The following is a 21,495-nucleotide window of genomic DNA, read 5'->3' on the forward strand; positions in this document are numbered from 1 at the left end:
CGTCGCCCGACGGCGACGACGCCCGCCTCCCCGACGGGTTGAGCGCCCGGGACGTCTCCGTCGCGGCGCTGCGCGGGATCGTGTCGGCCGCGGACCTCGAGCTGGAGTGGCCCACCGCGCTGCGGACGCCGCCGATCTGGGATGCGGTGCGCCAGCGCCGGTACCTGCACCGGCGCGCGGTCCACTACGGGGACCACCCCGCGCAGGTGCTCGACGTCTGGCGCCGCAAGGACCTGCCCGCGCAGCGCCGCGACGGAGACGTCCCGGGCGCTCAACCCGTCGGGGAGGCGGGCGTCGTCGCCGTCGGGCGACGGGCGGGGCTTGGTCATCCCGGAGAAGAACTCGGGGGCGTGCCGGGCGCCCCAGATGCCCATCGCGGTGAGGCCGCCCAGCGGCTCGAGGTGCTTGCCGACCACCGGTAGCGAAGCGCCCGCGACGCTCAAGGCCAGCGCGTAGTCGCCGGGACGCGCCCGCAGCAACCATTTCGCGCACGATGTCATAGCCGGCCTCCTTGCCGTGGTGTTAGGGCAGCGTACCCCCGCCCCCGGCTCCGAAACTGACGTTTGCGTCGACGCCGCGTCGGCCGTCGGCGGCGCCTCTCCCCACGCTCACATCGCCGCCAGGCAGGCGATCACCCGGCCGCCGATCAGACGAACGCCGGTCAGCGTCAGGCCGACCTGCGCGGCCAGTGCGGCGGCACTGTCCACGCCGACCGACGCCCACCGGAACCAGGGCCCGACCTCGCAGGCGGACTCCAGCCGGACCCAGCGCGATCGGATGCCGATGTTCTCGGCGTCGAATTCGGCCACGCAGCGCCCGCCCCGCGCCAGCAGCTCGGCGGCCCGCCCCAGGATGCGGCGCGGGTCCCCGCCGAGGCCCACGTTGCCGTCGACCAACAACACCGTCTGCCACAGGCCCATCGCGGGCAGCGGGTCGAACACATCGCCCAGCAGGACCGGCGCGCCGCCGCGGCCCGCCAACCGGATCGCGGTCACCGAGCGGTCGATGCCAAGGGCCGGTATTCCCCGCTGAATCAGCCGGGCCACCAATCGGCCCGGCCCACAGCCCAATTCGATCGTCGGCCCGGTGCACATCCGCGTGACGGCTTCGTCGAAGTCCTCGTCGAAGGCGTCGCCGGATCCGTCACCGGGACATACGTCCTCGGGACATCGCACGCCCAGCCAGCGGTGCGCCGGTAGGGGCCGCAGCTCCCCGTCGTCGTGGCGAATCCAACATCGCTCGCCGCCGAGCGCCCGATCGTAGAGATGCCCCAGCATTCACGTCCCTCGCGTCCTGCCCGGCCGGGCGGTCCACGCTCGGTCCCGGTGAGGGACGTTGCGACGAAGAAACGCTGGCGCGTCTCGCCCTCGCCAGCACTCCACCGATACCCCGATCTTTGTTCGGCTAATCCACCGCCCTTGGAGTACGCGCGCGGGAGCGGAATGGTTCATCCGCGATCCGCTCGGCGGAAGTCCCGTCGCGCATGAGTTCTCACGGATCAATGGACAGCGCCGAACAGGAAGGCATCCAGTACGTCGTTCACCCGGGCCGGGTCTTCCAGCGCCGCGAGGTGCGCGATCCCGTCGAGCACGCGGAAGGAAGCGCCGGGGATCGACTCCGCCATCGCCCGGGTTTCGGGCACGGGGAAGGTGGCGTCTTCGGCGCCGGCGACCACCAGGACCGGGGCCGTGATCGTTCGCAGCAGGGCATGCTGGTCGGGGCGCGCGGGCACCACGCTGCGGACCGCCCAGCGGGCCGAATCGATGTTGACCGCGCGCAGGTTCGCGCGCACGGTCTCGACCACGTCCGGACGGGTACGCAGTGTCGTCGGGCCGAGGAAGGCGCGCAGCGCCGACGACGTCAGCGGCGGCCGGATGCCGCCCAGCACCGCCGCCGCGCGCAACATGGCCGCGTATTTCGCCTTCTGAACGACACCGGCTCTCGACGCCGTGCAGTTCATCAGCACGGCGCGGTCAAGCCGGTCGGGATGGTGAGCCGCGAACGTGGCGCCGATCATGCCGCCCCAGGAATTGCCCACGAAGTGGGCCTTGTCGATGCCGAGCCCGTCCAGCAGGTCGACGACGCAGCGGGCGCAGTCGCCGAACGTGAAGGCCGACCGCAGCGGCTCGCTGCCGCCGTGGCCGGGCGGATCGATCAGCACCAGGCGGTGGCTGGCGCCGAAGTGCGCCGCCTGGCCCAACCACAGGTCCCCGGTCATCAACAGGCTGGGCCACAGCAGCACCGCGGGGCCGGTGCCGGGGCTGACCTGCACACGGATCTTGCCGAGCACGGTATCGACGAATCGCGAAGCGTATCCGGTCACGTTGCCTCCCGATTTCTCCAACCGCCGCATACCACGGATAGCAGGTCATCGGGTGTTGCGCGTCGGTGATACTGATGCGGTGCCGAACACCGATGTTCACCCTGACCTCCAGCGGGTCGCCCGTTTTGCCCCGCGCCGACTCGTCGGTCCCAGGACCCTGCGGATGATGCGGGCGGGAATCGCGCTGCGCGACCGCCTCGGAAAGCCCGTCGACGGTGTCGAGGGGCTCACGCTGGGTTCGGGAACCGGTGTCCGGCTGTTCCGGCCGGCCGGCGTGGCCGAGCCGACCCCCGCGCTGCTGTGGATCCATGGGGGCGGCTACGTGATCGGCACCGCCCGGCAGGACGACCGGCTCTGCAGCGGGTTCAGCCGGCGGCTGGGCATCACCGTCGCGTCGGTGGAATACCGTCTGGCGCCCGAACATCCATATCCCGCGCCGCTGGAGGACTGCTATTCGGCGTTGACCTGGCTGGCCGGCCTGCCGTCCGTGGACCGCTACCGGGTGGCCATCGGCGGCGCCAGCGCCGGCGGCGGCCTGGCCGCGGCCCTGGCCTTGCTCGCCCGCGATCGCGCCGAGGTGAGCCCCGCGTTCCAGTTGCTCACCTATCCCATGCTCGACGATCGCAGCTCGGCGTCCGCCCACGACGCGAACTACCGGCTGTGGGACACCCGCAGCAATCGGTTCGGCTGGGCGGCGTACCTCGGCGACGCCGACCCGCAGGTCGCCGTGCCCGGGCGCCGCGAAGACCTCAGCGGGCTGCCGCCGGCGTGGATCGGGGTCGGCACCCACGACCTGTTCCACGACGAGGATCTGGCCTACGCGCAACGCCTGACCGCCGCCGGGGTGCCGTGCCAGGTGGAGACCGTGCCGGGAGCCTTCCACGGATTCGATCTCATCGCGCCCAAAGCGCAAGTGTCGCAGCGGTTTTTCGACAGTCAGTGCGCCATGCTGCGCGCGGCGTTCGCCATCGCGTCGTGATCGCCGGTCACATCGCGAAGTAAACGAGCTCCCCACCGATGACGGTGGCCGCCACCATGCCGGCGTCCAGCTCTGCCAGCGCCGTCGCGGGTGGCTCGCTCAGCACGCAGAGGTCCGCCGGTTCTCCGGTCGCCACCGTGCGCGGCCGGGCCGGCCGGTCCGGCGAGCCCAGGAACATCGCCAAAGCCTCTCGTGCGGAGACACGTTCGTCGACGCCCAGGACGGCACCACTCGGGGTGGTGCGGTAGACGGCGGCGCGCATGGCCGTCCAAGGGTCGCCGTGGCCGAACGGCATGTCGGTGGACAGCGCCACGGGCACCGCCGCCTTCAGCAGCGAGGCGACGCGCCACAGCTGGTCGTGCTCGGCGGCGGGGACGTCGGCGAGGTAATGATCGCCGCGCTCGGCGACGAAGTTGGGTTGCGTCACCACCGTGACCCCCAACTCGGCCAGGTCGGACAGGTTGTCGTCGGGCACCACGGCGGCGTGCTCGATGCGGTCCTGCGGATGGCTGCCCGCCGCCCGCAGGGCCGCGATCGCCACCACGAGCTGGGCCGCGGTCACGCAGTGCACGGCGACCGGCCGGCCCGCGTCGTGCCGGCCCACGATCCAGTCCGCCAGCCCGTCCACATCGAGCCCGTCGTCGTGCAGAATCTTCTTGCCCGGCGACAGGAAGCTCGGCCGGGGGCGGAACTCCCCGCGCCGGTGCGCCACCACCAGCGACACCATGTCGTCGGCGTCGAGGTCGGGGGTGGCGTCGGTGACGCCGGTGACGCCGGTCGCGGTGATGCGCCGGCTCAGCTCCGCCAGGTCGCTTTCGCGCCGCTGCAGCAGGTCCGACCAGCCGTGGTCCGCGCTGCGCAGCCGCCCGTCGGGGTGGTCGGCCAGGCCCACCCGGCCCAGCGCCTCGGAGTTGAGGATCCACAGCGCACCGCTGCGGTGCTGGATGCGCACCGGGACGCCGCGCACCATGGTGTCGAGCGCGTCCCGGTCCAGGTCGCCGGCCACCGACTCGTGGTAGCCGACGGCGCGAATCCACCCGTCGGGCCCCGGCGTCGCGTTCGACAGCAGTTGCGCCAGCTCGGTTTTGGTGCTGACCCCGGGCGGCCCGACGAGGAACGAATCGAGCGCCGAGGCCGCCGAACGCACGTGCACGTGGTGGTCGTGCAGGCCGGGCAGGACGGTTCCCCCGCCGGCGTAGAGCACGCCCTCGCCGGGTTCGGCGACCAGGCCGTCACCCACTTCGTCGATCCGGTCCCCGAACCGGATGTCGATGGTCGTCCCGTCCAGCAGGGTGGCCCGCCGAATCAGCATGGCGGACAACCCCTTTGGGCCACCATCCGGCGCACCGCCTCGTTGTCTGCGCCCAGCCGGGCCGCGGGCCGGGCCGGCGGCGGAATGGGCGGGGGCGGCGCGGGCCGGTCAGCGCGCGACGGCTGCGTCGGCAGCGCCGCATAGCCGGCGGCGACCGCCGCCATCGAGACCTCGATCAGCTCGCCGCCGCCCCGGCCCAGCGAGCCGGCGATCAGCCGGGTCGCCTCCAGCCCGGTCAACGGATCGGCGATCGCGTCGCCGCAGAACACCGGCCCGTCGGCCGCGACGCCGACGAGGCCGCCGCCCACCGCGGCGTCGTCGCCGAACGCCGGCCGCTCGTCGAGGTAGCCCTTGATGCGCAACCAGATTCGCCCTTGCCCTGTGGCGACGTCGTCCGGTCCGAGCCGGCGCCGCGCCAGCGCCGCGGGACGCGAGCCTTCGATCACGACATCGGCCGCGGCGAGCAGCTCGCGCACCTCGTCGGCCTGACGATCGAAATCGACACAGTACGAGAGCTTTTCACCGTTCATCCAGTCGAAGAACGCTCGGTCGCCCGCTCGGGTGCCGTCCGGGCGGCCCGGGCTCTCGATCTTGACCACCGACGCACCCGCCCGGGCCAGCAGCTGTCCACACAGCGGGCCCGCCCACATGGAGGACAGGTCGGCGACCAGCAGGCCCGCGACGTCGCGCGCCGGTCCGCGGGGCCCGCGTGGTCGTATCCGCGGTTCGGTGGCCGCGGCTTCGCCCAGGGCGGCGGCGGGAATGTCGAGCAGTGCGGTGCGCTCGATGATCGCGGCGAGCGGTTGCGTTGCGGCCCAGCGCTGCAACGCCGGCCAGGGGTCGCACGTGGCGTCGTCGCTCTGCACCAGCGCGGGGACGGCGGCGGCGTCTTCGGGGCGCGACAACGTGATCGCGCACCAGCCGTCGGCGGCCACCAACAGCCGGGTGGCGCCGCCGGCGGACACCCGGCCGCCGCGGGTCAGGCCCAGCAGCGCGGCCCGCCCGGCCAGCAGGCCGGCGGCATCGATGGTCAGGCCCAACCGCTCGCCGACGGCCGCGGACACCCGCTGCGCGTGGGTCAGCACGTTCGCCCGGGAGAAGTCGGGCGGCCCTTCGGGCAGGCCGGTCAGGTAGGCCTGCCCGCTGCTTCCCCACGCCGACGCAGCCGAGCTCACGCCCCCCATTGTGCTCGCGGCGCGCCCGTTCAGAACTGCAGCGCGCGGAACCGCCAGTCCAGCACCGCGCGGTCCGCCTCGCCCGCCCCGTCGCCGACTGCGTAGACCAGCGATCGCAGCCGCAGCACGCCGCTCTGGCCGGCCGGCTCCGCGGACTCGACGTGCAACTCGCTGTACAGGGTGTCGCCTTCGTGGACGGGACCGGTGTGATCGCAAGACTCCCAGCCCAGCACCGTCACCAGGTTGGGCAGCAGCCTGCTCGCCTGCGCCAGGGCCAGCCCGATGGTGTGCCCGCCGTACACCAGCCGTCGGCCTGCCACCCGCGAATCATGGTGTGTGGCGGCGATGTTCAGGGTGAGCCGGGCGAGCTCCGGCGCACCGCTGACCACGTCGCCCGTGCTGTGCAGCACGGCGCCGGCCAGCCCCGGGTCGAAGTGCGGGCCGGGCACCCTGGAGCGGAACACTTCAGCGTCCCACTGCGCGGCCGGATCGGTGGCGGGGCCCGGCACGTCGGCGCCGACGGTGGACAGATCGTCCCCCGGTGCGTCATCGGGCTGCCAATCCGGGCTGGCCGGCAGCATGCCGCACCGGTAGAAGTCGAGCACCAACCGGTCGTCCTGATCGACGGTGGTCATTCGCAGCGCCGCCAGGCCGGTCGGCGCCCGGCCCGGCTTGAGCGAGTTCGCGCGCAGCCCAACCACTTCCGTGCGGGTGTAGAGGGAATCGCCGATGACGGGGAAGCGGTGGAAAGTGAGTCCGCGGTAGAACAGGTTGGCCTTGACCCGCTGGGTGGCCAGTGTCGATTGCCCGATCGCCACGTCGCAGACCAGCGCCGGATGCGCCAGCGGGGCGGGCAGGCCAGTCACGGCCGCGCACAGGCCGGCGTCCAGCGCGAGCCGCAGCCGGTCCCCTACGATCGCCTGGTGGGCGGCGGCCAATCCCGACGAAAGGGTCGCCGCGGGCGCCCAGTCGAAGACCTGGCCGACCGCGAGATCGTCGAAGTACGGCCCGCCGGCACGGATTCCCGCGTACCCGTCACTAGTCACAACGCCACATGCTGGCAGGCTGTGGAATCGGTGGGCGAAGCGGGTCGCCACCATCGACCTCGTGGTGATCGCGAGCGCGGCGAAGCCGGGCGAAGCGGGTCACCACCACCAACCTCGTGGTGATCGCGAGCGCGGCGAAGCCGGGCGAAGCGGGTCACCACCATCAACACCGGAGGATGCGCGCAGGTGAACGACGAAGAAGAGATGCTGGTGGCCACGGTGCGGGCGTTCATCGACCGCGACGTCAAGCCGACCGTCCGCGAGGTCGAGCACGCCAACACCTATCCCGAGGCGTGGATCGAGCAGATGAAGCGAATCGGCATCTACGGCCTGGCGATTCCCGAGGAATACGGGGGGTCGCCGGTGTCCATGCCGTGCTACGTCCGGGTCACCGAGGAGCTGGCGCGCGGGTGGATGAGCCTGGCCGGCGCGATGGGCGGGCACACCGTGGTGGCCAAGCTGCTGACGCTGTTCGGGACCGAGGAGCAGAAGCGGACCTACCTGCCGGCGATGGCCACCGGCGAGCTGCGCGCCACCATGGCGCTGACGGAACCGGGTGGCGGCTCGGACCTGCAGAACATGACGACGACGGCCTTGCCCGTTGAGGGCGCGGACGGCACCCCCGGCGGCCTGCGGATCAACGGCGCCAAGACGTGGATCAGCAACGCGCGGCGGTCCGGGCTGATCGCGCTGCTGTGCAAGACCGATCCGAACGCCACACCGCGGCACCGGGGCATCTCGATCGTGCTCGTCCAGCCGGGTCCCGGCCTGACGGTATCGCGGGACCTGCCGAAGCTGGGCTACAAGGGCGTCGAGTCCTGCGAGCTGTCCTTCGACGACTTCTGTGCGCCCCAGTCGGCGGTGCTGGGCGGCCGCATGGGCGAAGGCTTTTCGCAAATGATGAAGGGGCTCGAGACCGGGCGCATCCAGGTGGCTGCCCGCGCCCTGGGCGTGGCCACGGCGGCACTCGAGGACGCGCTGGCCTATGCGCAGCAACGGGAGAGCTTCGGCCAACCGATCTGGAAGCACCAGTCGGTCGGCAACTACCTGGCCGACATGGCCACCAAACTGACCGCAGCCCGGCAGCTCACCCGCTACGCCGCCGAACGCTACGACAGTGGCGAACGCTGCGACATGGAGGCCGGCATGGCCAAGCTGTTCGCCTCCGAGGTGGCGATGGAGATCGCCCTGAACGCCGTGCGGATTCACGGCGGGTACGGCTACTCGTGCGAATACGACGTGGAGCGCTACTTCCGCGACGCCCCCCTGATGATCGTCGGCGAGGGCACCAACGAAATTCAGCGCAACGTGATCGCCGGGCAACTGGTCGCGCGGGGTGGTATCTGAGCGCGAGCACGAATGTGCGGGCTTGACGCCGACGGGTCCTGTATCCTTGCCTGACTTCTCCCACCAGCAAAGCGGCGCGGGAGCAAAAGTTACTGCGACGAAAGAAAGTCGGCTGCCATGAGTTATCCCCCAGGGCCGCATGAAGGCTCGCCGGAATGGCAGGGTCAGCCGCCGGAATGGCAGGGCCAACCGCCGGAATGGCAGGGCCAACCGCCGGCTTGGCAGGGCCAGCCCCCGGGCTGGCCGGGTCAGCAACCGGGTTGGCCGCCGCCCCAGCCGGGCTGGCCGGGCCAGCCGGAACCCGAGAACTACCTCGTCTGGGCCATCCTGTGCACCGTGCTGTGCTGTCTGCCGCTCGGGATCGTCTCGATCGTCTACTCCACCAAGGTGTCCGGGCTGTGGGCCCAGGGCCGATACGCCGAGGCCCAGGAGGCGGCCAACAACGCCAAGAAGTGGGCCATCATCGGCGCCATTGTCGGGGCCGTCTTCGCCGTCATCCTCGTGCTCGTCTACGTTGCCATCGGCGTCTTCGCCGTCTCCCACCTGCCGTCGACCACGACCACCACGTATTCGGGCTTCTGACAACGCTTTAGGCCCTTTCAGTCGCGGATCGCGTCGACCAGTCCCCAGGCCAGCGCGGTGTCGGCGTCGATGGTGCGGCCCGACAACACGAGATAGGCGGTGCGCCACCGGCCGATCCGGCGGGTGACGCTGAGCGTTCCGCCGGCGCCGGGGATCAGCCCCAGCTGCAATTCGGGTAGCCCGAAAACCGAATCGTCGCGCGCGCCCACCCATCCGCAGAACGCCGCCATCTCGAGCCCGCTGCCCAGCACCCGGCCGTGCACCTCCGCCCTGCAGGCGGGTCCGAGCCGGACGGTGAGCGCGTCGAGGGCCAGGGCGGGGCTGTACCGGGTGCGCGCCAGGTGCGCGCTCGCCGGGTCGGCGAAGGTGCCGAATTCGGCGAGGTCTCCGCCGCTGCAGAACGACGGACCGTTGCCGCTCAACACGATCCCGGTCACCGACGGGTCCAGTTGCGCGACGGCCAGCGCCTCCAGCAGGGCGGCCCGCGCGTCGGTGGAGAACGCGTTGTGGCGTTGCGGCCGGTTGAACGCGATACGCAGCGTGTCGCCGTCGCGTTCGGCCCGCACCGGATCGACGATGTCGGGCATCCGGGCCGGGCCGCGCTCGGTCAGCCAGCGCGCGAATTCCGGGCCGGCCTGCAGGGTCGAGTACGCCAGCGACTCGGTCACCACCGCGGTCAGCGCCGGGCCGTCCGGATCGACCGCGCGCAACACGTCGTCGCAGACGCTACTGGCGTGCGGCCAGCGCCGACGGCGCTCAGTCAGCTCGGCCAGGGCGTCGGGGACCGACTGCACGGTGATGACCCTGCGATCGGCGCACCCATCCTCAGTAAGGGTGAAAGTCGCTTCCTGAAGCCAAGATTCGCCCGCGGCGATGTCGGCGGCGGAGCCGTAGGCGACGACGACGCCCGGCGGCGAGGCCGAACCGGGATCCGGTCGGCTGCAGATCGGGACCACCCGGAGCATGGGTCACACCGAGTATTTCTCGATCAGCCCGTTCTTGTAGAGCTTGCCGGTGTCGGTGCGCGGCAGCTGCGCCTCGAACGCGATCGACCGCGGACACTTGTAGTGCGCCAGACGATCCCGTAGCCAGGTCAGCAGCTCGTCGGCGAACTCGTCGGTGGCGTCGGCGGGGTCGACGGTCTGCACGGCCGCCACCACGCGTTGCCCCATCTCATCATCGGGGACGCCGAAGACGGCCGCGTCCAACACCTTCGGGTGGGTGACCAGAAGGTTCTCGGTCTCCTGCGGGTAGATGTTCACCCCACCCGAGATGATCATGTGATGGCGGCGGTCGGTCAGGTACAGGTAGCCCTCGTCGTCCACATAACCGACGTCGCCGACGGTCACCCACCCGTGCGTGTCGCGGGACGCGGCGGTCTTCGCCTCGTCGTTGAGGTACTCGAAGGAATAGCCGCCGGCGAAATAGATTTCGCCGGCCTGGCCGGGCGGCAGCTCGTCACCGTTCTCGTCGAGGATGTGGATCTCGCAGGCCATCGGCTTGCCGACCGAGCCCGGGTGCGCCAGCCACTCCTCGGCGCTGATCAGGGTCGAGCCGATCGCCTCGGAGGAGGCGTAGTACTCGTCGATGATCGGCCCCCACCAGTCCATCATCTGCTTCTTGATCTCCACCGGGCACGGCGCCGCCGCGTGCATCACCCGCTGTAGGCTGGATAGGTCGTACGAATTACGCACGGATTCAGGCAGTTTCAGCATCCGGGTGAACATGGCCGGGACGAACTGGCCGTGCGTGACGCGGTAGCGCTCGATGGCGTCCAGACAGCCTTCGGGATCGAACTTCTCCAGCACCACCGTGGTGATCCCGCCGGCCTGCGCGCTCATCGACCACACCGACGGTGCGGTGTGATACAGCGGAGCCGGGCTCAGATAGACCGAATCGGGGTTCATCCAGAAACTGACCAGGGCCGACATCATGCCCGGCGCCTCGGCCGGCGGCACGTGCGGCAATGCGCGCTTGATGCCCTTGGGCCGGCCGGTGGTCCCCGACGAATACTGCAGCAGGTCGCCTTCGAGCTCGTCGTCGATCGGGGTGTCCGGCTCGGCGGCAACGCATTCGGGGTAGCGCTGCCAGCCGTCTAATTCGTCGTCTGCGATCATCCGCAGTTCGGGCAGGCCGCCCGGCAGGTGCTCGGCCAGGTTCTCGCAGGTTTTGCGCAGCGCCGCCGACCCGATGATCGCCCTGGCGGCGCTGTTGTCCACGATGTAGGCGGCCTCGGCCGGGGTCAGGTGGGTGTTGATCGGCACGTAGTACAGGCCGCTGCGGCGTGCCGCCCACATGACCGCGTGCATGTGCTCGTTGTTCTCCATGAGGATGGCGACGACGTCGCCCTCGGTGAGGCCCGCGCGCCGGAAATGGTGCGCCAGCCGGTTGGCCCGCGCCTCCAGCTCATCGAAGGTGACGACGGTGCCGGACGGGTGAAGAATGACGGCGGGCTTATCGGCGCCGCAATGCTCGCGAATCTGCATGCGCAGACTGTACCGCCGAAAAACTTGACGGGTGTCAAGTGGTCACGGTGCCGGTCGCGCCGCGCCGAGGGGCCGGTGGCTAGCCCGACCTAGTCGGCGTCGCCCAGCCGCTGCTTGAGCGCCTCGAACTCGTCCTTCACGCCGGTCGGGAGCCGCTCGCCGATGAACTCGAACCACTCCTCGATCGACGGGAGCTCCTTGCGCCACTCGTCGGCACGGACGGCCAACGCCTGGGTCACGGCGTCGCTGCCGACGTCGAGCCCGTCCAGGTCGAGGTCGCCGGCGGTCGGCACGATGCCGATCGGGGTGTCCTGGCCGCCGGCCCGGTGCTCGATGCGGTCGACGATCCACTTCAGCACCCGGCTGTTCTCGCCGAAGCCCGGCCACAGGAAGTCGCCGTCCGCGTCGCGGCGGAACCAGTTGACGAAGAACACCTGCGGCAGCTTGGACTCGTCGGAGTTCTTGCCCAGGTCCAGCCAGTGCTGGAAGTAGTCACCGACGTGGTAGCCCAGGAACGGCAGCATGGCCATCGGGTCGCGGCGCACGGTGCCCACCTTGCCCTCGGCGGCGGCGGTCTGCTCGCTGCCCATGGTGGCCCCCATGAACACGCCGTGCTGCCAGTTGCGGGCCTGCGTCACCAGCGGCACCGTGGTCTTGCGACGCGCGCCGAACAGGATGCCGGAGATCGGCACGCCCTGCGGGTCGTCCCACTCCGGCGCCAGGATCGGGCACTGCGACATCGGCGTGCAGTAGCGCGAATTCGGGTGCGCGGCGGTGGTTTCCGTCTCGCGGAAGTACCAGTCGTTGCCCTTCCAGTCGATCAGGTGCTCGGGGCTGCCCTCCAGGCCCTCCCACCACACCTCGTCCTCGTCGGTGAGCGCGACGTTGGTGAAGACGGTGTTGCCGGCCTCGATGGTGCGCATGGCGTTGGGGTTGGACTTCCAGTTGGTGCCCGGGGCGACACCGAAGAACCCGAACTCGGGGTTGACGGCGTACAGGCGGCCGTCCTTGCCGAACCGCAGCCAGGCGATGTCGTCACCGAGCGTCTCGGCACGCCAGCCGGGGATGGTCGGCTGCAGCATGGCCAGGTTCGTCTTGCCGCACGCCGACGGGAACGCCGCGGCGAAGTAGTAGGCCTTGTTCTCCGGGGAGATGAGCTTGAGGATCAGCATGTGCTCGGCCAGCCAGCCCTCGTCGTGGGCCATGGCCGACGCGATGCGCAGCGAGTAGCACTTCTTACCCAGCAGGGCGTTGCCGCCGTAGCCGGAGCCGTAGCTCATGATCTCGCGGGTCTCGGGGAAGTGGGTGATGTACTTCGTGTCGCTGCACGGCCACGGCACGTCTTCTTGGCCCGGCTCCAGCGGCGCGCCGACGGAGTGCAGGGCCTTGACGAAGAACCCGTCGTCGCCCAGCTTCTCCAGCGCGGCCTTGCCCATCCGGGTCATCACCTTCATCGAAACGACGACGTATTCGGAGTCGGTGATCTCCACGCCCAGCTTGGGGTCCTCGGCGCCGAGCGGGCCCATGCAGAACGGCACCACGTACATGGTGCGCCCGCGCATGCAGCCGCGGTACAGGTCGGTCAGGGTGGACCGCATCTCGGCGGGGTCCATCCAGTTGTTGGTCGGCCCGGCGTCTTCCTTGCGTTCGGAGCAGATGAAGGTGCGGGACTCGACGCGGGCCACGTCGGAAGGGTCGGACAGCGCCAGGAACGAGTTCGGATGCTTGTGCGGGTTCAGCCGCTTGAAGGTGCCCGCCTCGACGAGCTGATCCGTCAGCCGCTGCCACTCCTCGTCGGAACCGTCGGCGAAGACCACCCGCTCGGGCTGGGTGAGCTCGGCGACCTCCTGCACCCACGACAGCAGCCCTTGATGTTTAGTGGGCGCGGTATCCAAACCGGGAATGGTCGCTGAGGTCATCGAAGTCTCCTGAATTCTTCGTCGTACTCGGGCTTCTTTGGGTGCCTATCGCGTATGCGGTCGCCCACACAACGGTTGACATGGTGGCGTTAACTACAGGTTATCGTGAGGATCTTGTCGGGGAAGTCTCGGGCAGGTATAAGCCTTCTCACAACAACGATTCAGAAGACTCCGCAGAATCGCCATCACCGCTCCTAGAAGCCGGTTTTTCGGTTACTCCGTGTTCGCCGTCCTGCTCCGCGTCCGAAGCGGAGCCGCCGACGGGCGGAATACCCGCTTCACCGAGTTCTGCACGCACGGCGTCGAGGGCCGCATGCACCGTGGGCATCTCGCGGTCCCGCGCGGCGGCGGCCCGCGACGCGGCCATGGCGTGGGCACGCAGTTCGCGGTCGATCGCGCTGACCTGCTCGCTCACCTCGGCGTTCTCCACCTCGTCCTGGGCCAGCACCGCCTTGCTCAGCACCGACTCGGCCACCAGGACGCGGGTGGCGACCAATTCCTCGGCCACCGACCGCAGGGATGACGTCACGTCGCCCGCCCAGCGGTCCAGCAGCGCACGGTCGCGCAGCAGGCTGCGGATGTTGATCACCAGGAGGGTGACCGCCAGCCCGACCGCCACGCATGTCACCGCCGCGACGACGGACAGCGCGGGGCTGAGCCGCGCGGCCAGCCCGTTCAGCAGGCGGCTCAAAGTCAGCGCCACACCCAGGCCGAAGCCGGCGCCCAGCAGCATCAGCAGCCAGGTTTCGTGCCGGCGGGATTTCAGCGGCGGCGGCGGGACGTCGACCGTCGGCAGTTCCTCGAGGGCCGGCAGGGTCGTCGCGACCCCCACCACCTGCGCGACGTCGGCGAGCTGGGTGGCGGTGCCCTCGTTCACTTCGGCGACGACCTCGCCCAGCCGGCCGCGGGTGTGCGCCTCGAAGCCGGGCATGTCGCGCCGGGACAATCCCGCGACGTCCTCCTGCAGCTCGGTGCGCACCGACGAGCAGCGGTTGCGCGCGAAGTGGGACAGCTGGACGCGCGCCTGCTGGATCTGGCCGCGCAGCGTGATCGTGCGCTCGGTTTTGGCCTCCCGCCGCTGCCGCAGCGCCGTGCTGCGCTCGTCGCGCAACGCGTCGACCCGGGCCCGCCGCCCGGCGCCGTCGGCGTCGCGGTCGAACCGCTGCGCGACGGTCTCCAACCGGAATTCCCACGCCCGCAACCTGTTTCGGCGCGCCAGTGCGGGATCGGCCAGTTGCGCCGATACGGTTTCCACCAGCTCGTCGACGTCTGGTTCGCCGACGTCGGGCAACGCGGCCGCGCCCACCCAGGGCACACCGCCGTACCGCCGCGCGTGCGCGGCCAGCGTCTCGCGGTTGGCGGCCAGCACGTCGCGCCACGCGCGGTGCACGTCGATCTTGGACACCACCCCGACGACCACGTCGGTGTGTGCGGCGGCGGCGTCCAGCAACGCGCAGTCGGACGGCGTGAGCTGGGCGGCCGCCGAGACGACGAACACCACCGCCGTCGGCACCTCGCCGGGACCCAGCTCCGCCGACTCGACGAATTTCTGGTCAGGCAGCCGTTCGGTCAGCACCGCCGCCACCGCGCTGACCCCGGACATCCACGGTCCGGTCACCAGCACCACGTCGCGGCGGTGGACGGCGGGGGCGTCCAGCTCCGGTCCGATGCCCGCCACCAGCGCGTCGACCGCGGCCACCGGATCGTCGTGCGCCTCCCCGTTCACCGCCAGTCCCCCGGCGGCGGGGTGGGCAGCGATCCGCAGGCCTGCGACCACAACCGCATCGATCCCCGAGCGATGTCGGCGCCGCAGGCGCGGTGCAGGTCGCTGACCGACGCGCGGCTGTAGCGCTGCCACCGCACCGCGCGCGGCAGGTGCGCGGACGGATCGCGGTTCCAGTCGGCGCGTCCCGAGTTGTCAGGGTCCAGCCCGGCCGCCTCGGCCAGGTCGACGGCGGCCGCCATCCGCGCGACCACGGTGTCGTCGTGGGACAGGAACGCACCGATCCGCTCGGCGGATTCACCCGGGCCGACGGCCAGCGCCTCCAGGTCCGCGACGGCGTCCAGCACCCGCTGGTAGCGCGCCTCGGCGCCGGCGATCGAGATGTGGGACAGGACGGCGTCGACACCGCTCGTCCGACGGAGCAGGGCCCGCACCTGCGGGACCGTTCTGCCCTGCCGGATCGCGGCGACGGCGAGCGCGATGCCGAACAGGTCCAGGGTGTCCAGCAGGCGCCGTCGCACGTCGGCCGTGACCGGGTTGTCGGCGGCCAGGAACCCGGCGAACGAACCGTCGAGCGCGGTCGCCACGCCCGGGTGCGCGGCCAGCGTCCGCAGCGCCGCCCACAACGCGGCGTCCAGGTCGTCGAGCGCGGCGGCCGCGAGCAGGCCGGTCATCGGGACCATGGGGGCGCCCAGCACGGCCTCCAGTTCGGCGCAGCGGGTTCGCGCCGCCGCGATCGGCCCGTCGCCGCGGGACAGGGACCCGGTCAGGTCGGCCTTGTTCAGCACCGCCACCACCGGGCGTCCGGCGCCGCCGATCGCGTCGACGTCCTCGGGCTTGACCACCTCGGCGGTCACGTACACCAGCAGGTCGGCGTCGCGGTCGTCGGCGGTTGTCACCGAGACGCCCGCGGCGGCTCCGGCGCCGCCCAGCGCGCGGGCCACCGTGCCACGGCCCACGCCGGGCCGCCCCCGGACGAGCACGCGCAGCGCGGCGGCCGTTCGCTCGGCGATCTCCGTGACGCGCGGGTCGGCGTGGCCGGCGGCGAAGCGTGCCAGCTCGTCGACGAAATCCTGGTGTCCTTGTCCCCTCATATCCCCTCAAATGTCCTGCATGCGGTTCGACGGGCCCGACCCGGGGGCCGATCGGGTTCCAGCGAATGGTGGCACCTGCGTCACTTTGATGCGAGCCACCGTTTGACTGTTACCAGCTGAAGGCAACTGTTGGGTATCAATCTGGACCAGGGGCGGCTACATCACCGGTTTATGGGCCACCATGGACAAATGCATGCGCAACCCGGGGTGGAAGTGTGTCCCGACGCGCCGGAGCAGTCGGATGGGACGCGCAACCAGCGCCATCTTCCTGCATCGACCTTCCGCTCCCGACGTTCCGCCCTGTCCGACGCCCAGCGCCGGACCTGGGAACGGCTGTGGCCGGAGCTGGGCCTGTCCCTGGGCGCCCCGGCGCCCGAAGGCGCCGAGCCGCCGCTAGACACCCGGGCGTGGTTCGGTCGCCGCGCGCCGCTGGTGCTCGAGATCGGTTGCGGCAGTGGCACATCGACCTTGTCGATGGCGAAGGAAGAGCCGGGGGTGGATGTGCTCGCGGTGGAGATCTACAAGCGGGGCCTGGCTCAGCTGCTGTGCGCGATCGACCGTGAGCACGTGGGCAACATCCGGTTGATCCGCGGCAACGCGCTGGATGTGCTGCAGCGGTTGATCGCGCCCGGGTCGCTGACCGGGGTGCGGGTCTTCTTCCCCGACCCCTGGCCGAAGGCCCGTCACCACAAGCGCCGGTTTCTGCAGCCGGGCACGATTGGCCTGATCGCCGACCGGTTACTCCCTGGTGGTGTCCTCCACGTCGCGACGGACCACCCCGGCTACGCCGAACACATCGGCGCCTGCGGCGATGCCGAGCCGCGGCTGCGTCGCGCCGGTCCCGGCGCCGGGCTGCCGATCTCGGTGGTGCGGCCGACCACCAAATACGAGTCAAAGGCCCACGAAGCGGGCAGCGCCGTGACCGAATTCATCTGGCTACGACACGAGTAGGCGATGACCATGAGCCTGGCGGAAGAACAGACCGCGGCAGATCCCCTGGCGGCGTTGCCCGACGACTCGCTGGGCGGCTTCTCGCCGCCGGGCGGGCGCGTCCTGCTGGTGTGGGACGCACCCAACCTCGACATGGGGCTCGGCTCGATCCTGGGCCGGCGGCCCACCGCCCTGGAGCGGCCGCGGTTCGACGCCCTGGGACGCTGGCTGCTGGCGCGCACGGCCGAGGTCAGCGCCGCCCGGCCGGGTGTCGTGGTCGAGCCCGAGGCCACCGTCTTCACCAACATCGCACCGGGCAGCGCCGAAGTCGTGCGGCCCTGGGTCGACGCCCTGCGCAACGTAGGGTTCGCGGTGTTCGCCAAGCCGAAGATCGACGAGGACAGCGACGTCGACCGCGACATGCTCGCCCACATCGAACTGCGGCGCAGCGAAGGGCTGGCGGCGCTGGTGGTGGCCTCGGCCGACGGGCAGGCGTTTCGTCAACCGCTGGAGGAGATAGCGCGCAGCGGAGTCGCCGTCCAGGTCATCGGATTTCGCGAACATGCGAGTTGGGCGCTAGCGTCGGATACCTTGGACTTCGTCGACCTGGAAGACATCAGCGGTGTATTCCGGGAGCCATTGCCGCGAATCGGCCTGGATTCGCTGCCTGACCAGGGAGCATGGCTGCAGCCGTTCCGGCCGCTGTCCGCTCTGTTGACCGCGCGTGTGTGACACTGGCTTGGAAACCGAAAGACACCACGCGGGTCGTTAACGATCCAGTAAGGAGCTTGCGTGTTCGCCTGGTGGGGTCGAACTGTGTACCGGTACCGGTACATCGTGATCGGGGTCACGGTAGCTCTGTGCCTGCTGGGTGGGGTTTTCGGGATGAGCCTCGGCAAGCATGTCACACAGAGCGGCTTCTACGACGAGGGCAGCCAATCCGTGAAGGCCTCGGTGCTGGGCGACCAGACCTACGGCCGCGACCGCACCAGCCACATCGTCGCCACCTTCACCGCCCCGCCGGGCAAAACGGTGGACGACGCGGCATGGCGCGACAAGATCGTCTCCGAGCTCAACAAGTTCAAGGCCGACCACCCCGACCAGGTCGTCGGGTGGGCCGGCTGGCTGGCGGCCCCCGACAGCACGAACCCCCTGATCAAGGGCATGGTCAGCGAGGACAAGAAGCACACCTTCGTGTCCATCCCGCTCAAGGGTGACGACGACGACAGCATCCTCAACAATTACAAGGCCATCGCGCCCGACTTGCAGAAGCTCGACGGCGGTACCGTGCAGCTGGCCGGCCTCGAGCCCATCGCCAACGCCCTGACCGGCACCATCGCCACGGACCAGCGCCGTATGGAGGTCCTTGCTGTCCCGATGGTGGCGGTGGTCCTGTTCCTGGTGTTCGGCGGCGCGGTCGCAGCGGGCCTGCCCGCCATCGTGGGTGGGCTCAGCATCGCGGGCTCGCTGGGCATCCTGCGACTGGTCGCCGTGTTCGGGCCTGTGCACTATTTCGCCCAGCCGGTGGTGTCGCTGATCGGCCTGGGTATCGCGATCGACTACGGGCTTTTCGTGGTGAGCAGGTTCCGGGAGGAGATCGCCGAGGGCTACGACACCGAGACCGCCGTGCGGCGCACCGTGATGACGGCCGGGCGCACCGTGACGTTCTCGGCGGTCCTGATCATCGCGTCGAGCGCCAGCCTGCTGGTGCTGCCGCAGGGCTTCGTGCACTCGCTGACCTACGCGATCTTCGCCGCGGTGGGACTTGCCGCGTTGCTGTCGATCACTTTCCTGCCGGCCTGCCTGGGTATCCTCGGGCGCCACGTCGACGCGCTGGGCGTGCGGACCGCATTCCGGGTGCCGTTCCTGCGGAACTGGAGGTGGTCGCGGGCCTACCTGAACTGGCTGGCCGACCGGCTGCAGAAGACCAAGACCCGCGAAGAGGTGGAGGCCGGCTTCTGGGGCAAGCTGGTCAACTGGGTGATGAAGCGGCCGCTGGCGTTCGCCATCCCGATCGCCGTCGGCATGATCCTGCTCGTCATCCCGCTGAGCAACCTGTCGTTCGGCGGCATGAGCGAGAAGTACCTGCCGCCAACCAATTCCGTGCGCCAGGCGCAGGAACACTTCGACAAGCTCTTCCCCGGCTACCGCACCGAGCAGCTGACGATGGTGATCCAGAGCACCAACGGCAGCAAGGTCACCGACCAGCAGGTCGCCGACATCCGCAACCGGATCTCCTCGATCGGCGGGTTCACCGACAAGACCTGGGAGGAGCGGCCGTGCCCAACCATCGCGGGCAACCCCTGCGTCGCTGGACCGAACGGGACCACGGTGCCCAAGGACGGCTCGGTGCGCGTTATTCAGAACGGCCTGCTCAATAAGAACGACGCCGCCAAGAAGATCAGCGAGCTCCGGGCGATAAATCCGCCGAAGGGCCTCAACCTCTATGTCGGCGGCACCCCCGCCCTGGAGCAGGACAGCATCCACAGCCTGTTCGACAAGGCTCCGCTGATGCTGGTGTTCCTGCTGGGCGCCACGCTGCTGTTGATGTTCCTGGCGTTCGGATCGGTGGTGTTGCCGGTCAAGGCGGTGCTGATGAGCGCGCTGACACTCGGGTCGACGATGGGCATCCTGACGTGGATCTTCGTCGACGGCCACCTGTCGGGCGTGCTCAACTTCACCCCGACCCCCCTGATGGTGGTGGTGATCGCACTGGTGGTCGCGGTGGGCTTCGGCCTGGCCACCGACTACGAGGTGTTCCTGGTGTCGCGCATGGTCGAGGCGCGCGAACGCGGCATGTCGACGGCGGAAGCGATCCGGATCGGCACCGCGACAACCGGGCGCCTGATCACGGCCGCCGCCCTGGTGCTGGCCGTGGTGGCGAGCTCGTTCGTATTCTCCGACCTGGTGCTGATGAAGTATCTGGCATTCGGCCTGATGGCGGCGCTGCTGCTGGACGCCACCGTGGTTCGCATGTTCCTGGTGCCCTCGGTGATGAAGCTGCTCGGCGACGACTGCTGGTGGGCCCCCCGCTGGGCCCGGCGGCTGCAGAACAGGATCGGGCTGGGCGAGATCGACCTGCCCGACGAGCGCAAGCGGCCCACCCTCAACGGGCGGCCCGCGCGGCCGCCGGTCGGGGCCAGCCTGGTCGCCGCCGCGCCACGCGCGCCGCACGACCCCACCCACCCCGCCGCCCTCGAGCCGTCGCGCGCGACGCGTCCGGGGCCGGCGGAGCCCAAGCCCATTCCGGATGTGCCCACGCGCGCCGCGGCACCCCCGGCCGACGCCGCCGGCACCGCCCGCCTGCAAACCAGGCCCGGTCAGCCGACGGAGGCCCAGACGACGCGCCTGTCCGTGCCCACCGCCGACCCGGCCAACCCGGCACCACCGGGCCGTCCGCCCGCCCCGGGCCCGGCCGCGCCGCCGCCACCACCGTCGGGCGGCCAGACCCGGGCGATTCCGGTGCCCACCAACCGCACCGACGACCCCGCCGATGCGGCCGAACCCACCACCGCGTTCCCGTCGATGCGGCCGGAGGGTGCCGACTCCGACGCGGCCACCGAGAAGTTGAACTCCCCCGGGCAGAGCGAGAACGGCGATGCGCGCCAGCGCCGTCGCTCCGGCGGCGGCCTGTCCGCCCAGGACCTGCTGCGCCGCGAGGGACGGCTCTAAAACCGGCTAGCGGCCCGAGCCCGACTTCGCCTCGGGCTCGTCTGGTTCCGCCTGCAGGATCGCGCCGCCGGATCCGGCCTCCTCGGTCTGCTTCTCGGCCTCGGCGGCCGGATCCGGGGCGAGCAGCACCTGCATGGCGTTGTTGAGGAAGGCGACCGTAGGCACGGCCAGCAGCGCGCCGACTATTCCGCCGAGCACGCCGCCGGTGGAGATCGCCAGCACCACCCCGAGGGGGTGGATCGACACCGCGCGGCCCATCACCAGCGGCTGCAGCACGTGGGCCTCGAGTTGGTTCACCGCGATCAGCAGGCCGAGCGTGATCAGCGCGTACACGATGCCCTTGGCCAGCAGGGCGACCACCACCGCCACCAGGCCCGAGATCAGGGCACCGACGAGCGGGATGAACGCGCCCAGGAACACCAGCGAGGCCAGCGGCAGCGCCAACGGGATGCCCATGATCGCCAGGCCCGTCCCGACGCCGGCCGCATCGGTCAGGGCCACCAGGAACGTCGCGCGCACGTAGCCGGTCAGCGACCCGTAGCCGGCGCGGCCCGCCTCGCTCACCCGGTCGCGGACGTCGGCCGGGAAGATCTTGGACACGTAGGCCCAGATGTTGCGGCCGCCGTAGAGGAAGAAGATCAGCGTGAACAGCACCAGCACCGCCGCGGTGACCAACTCGGTGATGGTGGCCGCGGTGGACAAGGCGCCGCTTTCCAGCTTCGCCTGGTTGTTGCGCAGCGCCTCGATGGCGGCGTTTCCGGCGTTGTCAATCTGTTCGCTGCGCAGGTGGGCCGGGCCGTGGATGAGCCACCGCCGGGTGGACTCGATGCTGCGGGTTACCTGTTCGGTCAGGCCCGGCACGCCGTCGATGAACTGGATGACGACGAACGCGAGGATGCCGCCCAGG

The 21,495-nt window shown here is 70.5% G+C and carries 17 protein-coding genes and 1 pseudogene; 6 read left to right on the forward strand and 12 right to left on the reverse strand.

Annotated elements, in window-relative coordinates; translation table 11 throughout:
* From A5713_RS29185 to A5713_RS12725, 3 genes and pseudogenes are all read right to left on the reverse strand, one after another.
* A pseudogene (locus tag A5713_RS29185) lies at positions 1 to 500 on the reverse strand (hypothetical protein); the annotation flags it as partial.
* Between the two features lie 108 nt (positions 501 to 608).
* Complete coding sequence (locus A5713_RS12720) at positions 609 to 1,277, reverse strand: SAM-dependent methyltransferase (RefSeq protein ID WP_068095955.1); 669 nt, start codon at positions 1,275 to 1,277, stop codon at positions 609 to 611.
* Positions 1,278 to 1,498: 221 nt separating this feature from the next.
* A complete protein-coding gene (locus A5713_RS12725; RefSeq protein ID WP_255398379.1) occupies positions 1,499 to 2,290 on the reverse strand; it encodes an alpha/beta fold hydrolase in 792 nt (263 codons plus the stop codon).
* A 112-nt stretch (positions 2,291 to 2,402) separates the two neighbouring features.
* On the opposite strand from A5713_RS12725, the gene A5713_RS12730 reads away from it, so the two are divergent.
* Complete coding sequence (locus tag A5713_RS12730; RefSeq protein ID WP_068095957.1) at positions 2,403 to 3,302, forward strand: alpha/beta hydrolase; 900 nt, start codon at positions 2,403 to 2,405, stop codon at positions 3,300 to 3,302.
* A gap of 7 nt (positions 3,303 to 3,309) precedes the next feature.
* Here A5713_RS12730 and A5713_RS12735 read toward each other — a convergent pair whose 3' ends face one another.
* The 3 genes from A5713_RS12735 to A5713_RS12745 are packed head-to-tail and all read right to left on the reverse strand — an operon-like array spanning position 3,310 to position 6,835.
* The gene (locus A5713_RS12735; protein WP_068095960.1) at positions 3,310 to 4,614 is read right to left on the reverse strand and encodes an amidohydrolase family protein; all 1,305 of its coding nucleotides are present in this window, start codon (positions 4,612 to 4,614) and stop codon (positions 3,310 to 3,312) included.
* Positions 4,608 to 5,798 (reverse strand): CoA transferase, encoded by a 1,191-nt coding sequence (locus A5713_RS12740; RefSeq protein WP_068095962.1) that lies wholly within the window; start codon positions 5,796 to 5,798, stop codon positions 4,608 to 4,610. The genes A5713_RS12735 and A5713_RS12740 overlap by 7 nt, the downstream gene beginning before the upstream one ends.
* Positions 5,799 to 5,818: 20 nt before the next feature.
* On the reverse strand, positions 5,819 to 6,835 hold the full coding sequence (locus A5713_RS12745) for a MaoC family dehydratase (protein ID WP_068095965.1): 1,017 nt from the start codon (positions 6,833 to 6,835) through the stop codon (positions 5,819 to 5,821).
* A gap of 186 nt (positions 6,836 to 7,021) precedes the next feature.
* Between A5713_RS12745 and A5713_RS12750 the strand changes: the two genes are divergently transcribed.
* Both A5713_RS12750 and A5713_RS12755 read left to right on the forward strand, forming a co-directional pair.
* Positions 7,022 to 8,182, forward strand: a complete 1,161-nt coding sequence (locus tag A5713_RS12750) for an acyl-CoA dehydrogenase family protein (protein WP_068095967.1) — start codon at positions 7,022 to 7,024, stop codon at positions 8,180 to 8,182.
* 117 nt (positions 8,183 to 8,299) lie between these two features.
* Entirely contained in the window at positions 8,300 to 8,764 is a 465-nt protein-coding gene (locus A5713_RS12755) for a CD225/dispanin family protein (RefSeq protein WP_067918942.1), read from the forward strand.
* A gap of 17 nt (positions 8,765 to 8,781) precedes the next feature.
* Here the strand turns inward: A5713_RS12755 and A5713_RS12760 are convergent, their stop codons facing one another.
* The 5 genes from A5713_RS12760 to A5713_RS12780 form a co-directional block, all read right to left on the reverse strand.
* Positions 8,782 to 9,729, reverse strand: a complete 948-nt coding sequence (locus A5713_RS12760; protein WP_068095968.1) for an enoyl-CoA hydratase/isomerase family protein — start codon at positions 9,727 to 9,729, stop codon at positions 8,782 to 8,784.
* Between the two features lie 3 nt (positions 9,730 to 9,732).
* Positions 9,733 to 11,250: a fatty-acid--CoA ligase FadD4 gene (fadD4, locus tag A5713_RS12765; RefSeq protein WP_068095970.1), complete on the reverse strand. Its 1,518-nt coding sequence runs from the start codon at positions 11,248 to 11,250 to the stop codon at positions 9,733 to 9,735.
* Between the two features lie 89 nt (positions 11,251 to 11,339).
* On the reverse strand, positions 11,340 to 13,169 hold the full coding sequence (locus A5713_RS12770; protein ID WP_067918939.1) for a phosphoenolpyruvate carboxykinase (GTP): 1,830 nt from the start codon (positions 13,167 to 13,169) through the stop codon (positions 11,340 to 11,342).
* Between the two features lie 148 nt (positions 13,170 to 13,317).
* Positions 13,318 to 14,895 carry a hypothetical protein gene (locus tag A5713_RS12775; protein ID WP_068095982.1) on the reverse strand — a complete coding sequence of 526 codons (1,578 nt, stop codon included), beginning with the start codon at positions 14,893 to 14,895 and terminating at the stop codon, positions 13,318 to 13,320.
* A complete protein-coding gene (locus A5713_RS12780; protein WP_068095972.1) occupies positions 14,892 to 15,986 on the reverse strand; it encodes a hypothetical protein in 1,095 nt (364 codons plus the stop codon). The genes A5713_RS12775 and A5713_RS12780 overlap by 4 nt, the downstream gene beginning before the upstream one ends.
* A 171-nt stretch (positions 15,987 to 16,157) precedes the next feature.
* On the opposite strand from A5713_RS12780, the gene trmB reads away from it, so the two are divergent.
* The 3 genes from trmB to A5713_RS12795 are packed head-to-tail and all read left to right on the forward strand — an operon-like array spanning position 16,158 to position 20,588.
* The gene (trmB, locus tag A5713_RS12785; protein WP_197516365.1) at positions 16,158 to 16,937 is read left to right on the forward strand and encodes a tRNA (guanosine(46)-N7)-methyltransferase TrmB; all 780 of its coding nucleotides are present in this window, start codon (positions 16,158 to 16,160) and stop codon (positions 16,935 to 16,937) included.
* Between the two features lie 3 nt (positions 16,938 to 16,940).
* Positions 16,941 to 17,648 carry an NYN domain-containing protein gene (locus A5713_RS12790; protein ID WP_369804433.1) on the forward strand — a complete coding sequence of 236 codons (708 nt, stop codon included), beginning with the start codon at positions 16,941 to 16,943 and terminating at the stop codon, positions 17,646 to 17,648.
* A gap of 60 nt (positions 17,649 to 17,708) precedes the next feature.
* The gene (locus A5713_RS12795) at positions 17,709 to 20,588 is read left to right on the forward strand and encodes an MMPL family transporter (RefSeq protein ID WP_068095976.1); all 2,880 of its coding nucleotides are present in this window, start codon (positions 17,709 to 17,711) and stop codon (positions 20,586 to 20,588) included.
* A gap of 6 nt (positions 20,589 to 20,594) precedes the next feature.
* On the opposite strand, the gene A5713_RS12800 is transcribed toward A5713_RS12795, so the two are convergent.
* A partial coding sequence (locus tag A5713_RS12800; RefSeq protein WP_068095978.1) for an AI-2E family transporter occupies positions 20,595 to 21,495 on the reverse strand: 901 nt, incomplete at its 5' end.

The organism is Mycobacterium sp. E2497 (assembly GCF_001668695.1).
Classification (GTDB): Bacteria; Actinomycetota; Actinomycetes; order Mycobacteriales; family Mycobacteriaceae; genus Mycobacterium.